Below are 3,480 nucleotides of genomic sequence, written 5' to 3'. Positions count from 1 at the left end.
ATATCCATGAAAACAGATTACACCTTTCTCAGCAAAATGCAGGCGTTATGGCCGCCAAAACCGAGCGAATTGGAAATGGCGACATTGACCGGCGTCTCCACCGCTGTATTCGGCGTAATATCCAGATCACAATCCGGATCAGGCTCCTTGTAGCCAACCGTCGGCGGGATAACGCCCTCCTGTATCGCCATCACGCAGGCAATCGCCTCCACGGCCGCCGCGCCGCCCAGCAGGTGGCCGGTCATCGACTTGGTGGACGAAACCTTAACCTGATACGCCGCATCGCCAAACGCCTTCTTGATTGCAAGCGTCTCATATTTTTCGTTGAGCGGCGTGGATGTGCCGTGCGCGTTGATATAGTCCACGTCCGCAGGCGTCAGCCCCGCATCGCTGATTGCGCCTGCAATTGCGCGGGCGGCAGCCTCGCCGGAGGGGTCTGGGCTGGTGATATGGTATGCGTCGCCCGAAGCGCTGTAGCCTGCTACTTCGGCATAAATGGTCGCGCCGCGCTGCTGGGCATGCGTCAGGCTCTCCAGCACCAGGCAGCCCGCGCCCTCGCCCATTACAAAGCCCGAACGGCGCGCGTCAAACGGAATAGAGGCGCAGGTCGGGTCGTCGCCCGTGTGCAGCGCCTTCATATTCTGGAAACCGGCCGCCGAAATCGGAATGACGCCGCTCTCCGTACCGCCGCACAGAACGATATCCTGATAGCCGTGGCGGATGGTGCGCATCGCCTCGCCAATCGCGTGGTTTGCAGTCGCGCAGGCCGAAACCGGACTGAAGTTTTCCCCTTTAAATCCAAAACGCATGGAAATGTACGCCGCCGCCATGTTGGCAATCATCTCCGGAATGCACACAGGCGATACGCGGTTCGGCCCCTTTTCCATCAGTTTGGGAATTTCCACCTCGGCCACATGCAGTCCGCCGACGCCCGAGCCAAAAATCACGCCCGTGCGGAAGGGATCAAAATTCCCCTCCTTGAGCCCTGCCTGGTCCACCGCCTGCTGCGCCGCTGCCAAAGCAAAGTGGCAGTTTGCATCCATGCGGCGCGCCTCGCGCTTTTCCACATAGTCTTCCACGTTAAAGTCCTTGACCTCGGCGGCCAGCTTCACTTTATACTCTGTTGTATCAAATTTGGTAATTGGGCCCACGCCGCATTTTCCCGCTTTGAGGGATTCCCAAAAGGTCTTGACATCATTGCCCACAGGGGTAACTGCGCCCATACCGGTAATGACTACTCGTTCCATTCCAAACACTCCCTTGTCAAATCATGCCGCCGTCCGCAACGACGACCTGTCCGGTGACATAGCTTGCCGCATCGGACGCAAGAAATGCGACCAGATTGGCAATTTCCTCCGGCTGGCCGTAGCGCTTCATGGCAATTTGCGCCAGCATTCCCTTTTTCACGTCCTCCGGCAGCACGTCGGTCATATCGCTCTCAATAAAACCGGGCGCCACTGCATTCACGCGCACGCCGCGCGCGCCAAGCTCCTTGGCCGCCGATTTGGTCAGGCCGATAACGCCCGCCTTCGATGCGGCGTAGTTTGCCTGCCCTGCGTTGCCCGTCAGCCCGACGACCGACGACAGATTGACGATCGCGCCTTTTTTGGCGCGCATCATCATCGCGCCGACGATCTGCGTCATATTGAATACGCCGCCCAGATTGGTCGCGATCACCGCGTCAAACTGTTCCGGCTTCATGCGGACGAGCAGCCCGTCTCTTGTTACGCCCGCGTTGTTGACTAGGATGGCCGGCACGCCCAGTTCTTCCTTGATCTGTTTGCAGGCCGCCTCACAGGCTGCATAGTCCGCCACGTCCCACTGCTTAACAAACGCTTTTACGCCGTGTGCGCGGCACTTTTCAGCCACAGCCTCTGCCTTTTCCACGGACGAGGCACAGTTGATTACAATATCATGGCCGTCTGCGGCCAGTTTTTCCGCAATGGCCGCGCCAATGCCGCGCGAGCCGCCGGTTACAATTGCAATACCCATTCTTTTCTCCTCACTCAAAGCGCCGGTAAGCGTTCTTCAGCAGCGTTTCGGCCTGCTCTGTCATCCCGCGGATGATATCCTCGCACGGGCGAAGCTCGGTCAGCATGCCGGCAATCTGGCCGGACATAAACGTGCCTTCCTCATAGTTGCCATCCTGCACAGCCTTGCGCAGCGAACCTGCCGTTGCCGCTTCCAGCTCCTCCAGCGACTGATCGGTGCCGACTTTTTCCAGCTTCAGACATTTACGCGCCATCGGGGTTTTGAGCGAGCGCACCGGATGGCCGGACGGACGGCCGGTCACAACGGTCGAAATATCGCTTGCGCCGAGCACCAGCTCCTTATACTTGTCCGAAATATGGCATTCGTTCGACGCAAGGAAGACCGTGCCGCACTGCACGCCCTCTGCACCGAGCATAAGCGCCGCGGCCATGCCGCGGCCATCCGCAATGCCGCCGGCTGCAACCACGGGAATCTCCACCGCGTCCACCACCTGCGGCACCAGCGGCATCGTGGTCAGCTCGCCGATATGGCCACCGCCTTCCATGCCCTCCGCAATCACGACGTCTGCACCTGCGCGCTCCATGCGCTTGGCCAGCGCCACCGAAGCGACAACCGGCATCACCTTGATGCCCGCCGCCTTCCAGCTTTCCATATATTTTCCAGGGTTGCCTGCGCCTGTGGTCAGCACCTCAATTTTCTCATCAATGGCAAGCTGCGCCAAATCGTCCGCATTGGGAGAGAGCAGCATAATATTCATGCCGAGCGGCTTATCCGTAATTGCCCGCGCCTGACGGATTTCCTCACGAATCACGTCCACCGGTGCCGCGCCGCCTGCAATAATGCCAAGACCGCCCGCTTTGGAAACCGCCGCTGCCAGGTGGTGCTCCGCAACCCATGCCATCGCGCCCTGTATCACCGGATATTCAATGCCGAGCAGCTTGGTAATTTTTGTATTCATCGTATCATTCTCTCCTTTACAAGCGAATCAGGGCCGAGCCGTATGTTAAGCCGCCGCCAAAACCGGCCAGCAAAATCAGCTGTCCCTCATGCAGCAGGTTTTTCTGCTTCATTTCCGCCAGGCACAGCGGCACAGAGGCGCTCGACGTATTGCCGAACCGCTCCAGATTAATATAGAGCTTGCTCTCTTCCAAACCGTACCGCTTGGCTACCATCTTCAGAATGCGGTAGTTGGCCTGATGCAGCACAAACCAGTCCACCTCGTCCGCCGTTTTTCCCGCGCGCGTCAGCGCCTGCTCGATTGCCGCAGGCACCGCCTGCGCAGTAAAACGGAATACATCGTTTCCGGACATTGCCAGATAGCGTTTTTCACCCACCTGCGGGCGCTCGCTGCCGAAGGGGTCTTTTTCTACGGGCAGCGCATCAATGTGCAGCGCTTCGCCCAGCGTTCCGTCGGCCGCGGTAAAGGTGGAAATCACGCCGCCCTCGTCTCCCTCAGCCGCCTGAAATACCGCTGCGCCCGCGCCGTCG

At 59.3% G+C, this 3,480-nt stretch carries 4 protein-coding genes; all 4 read right to left on the bottom strand.

The annotated features are described in order from the left end of the window. Positions 1-17: 17 nt before the first annotated feature. The gene (gene fabF / locus ACOYIE_RS09980; RefSeq protein WP_433412808.1) at positions 18-1,247 is read right to left on the bottom strand and encodes a beta-ketoacyl-ACP synthase II; all 1,230 of its coding nucleotides are present in this window, start codon (positions 1,245-1,247) and stop codon (positions 18-20) included. Positions 1,248-1,263: 16 nt separating this feature from the next. Next, positions 1,264-1,992, bottom strand: a complete 729-nt coding sequence (fabG, locus tag ACOYIE_RS09975; protein ID WP_433412806.1) for a 3-oxoacyl-[acyl-carrier-protein] reductase — start codon at positions 1,990-1,992, stop codon at positions 1,264-1,266. Positions 1,993-2,002: 10 nt separating this feature from the next. Further along, positions 2,003-2,950 (bottom strand): enoyl-[acyl-carrier-protein] reductase FabK, encoded by a 948-nt coding sequence (gene fabK / locus ACOYIE_RS09970; RefSeq protein WP_433412804.1) that lies wholly within the window; start codon positions 2,948-2,950, stop codon positions 2,003-2,005. Positions 2,951-2,966: 16 nt separating this feature from the next. Next, positions 2,967-3,480 (bottom strand): 3-oxoacyl-[acyl-carrier-protein] synthase III C-terminal domain-containing protein (locus ACOYIE_RS09965; protein ID WP_433412802.1); only part of this gene is annotated, 514 nt, incomplete at its 5' end.

Origin of the sequence: Agathobaculum sp., from assembly GCF_050946325.1 — a bacterium.
Lineage (GTDB): Bacteria > Bacillota > Clostridia > Oscillospirales > Butyricicoccaceae > Agathobaculum.
The sequence above is the reverse complement of the archived record's forward strand: the minus strand, read 5'-3'. Positions and strand labels throughout refer to the sequence as shown.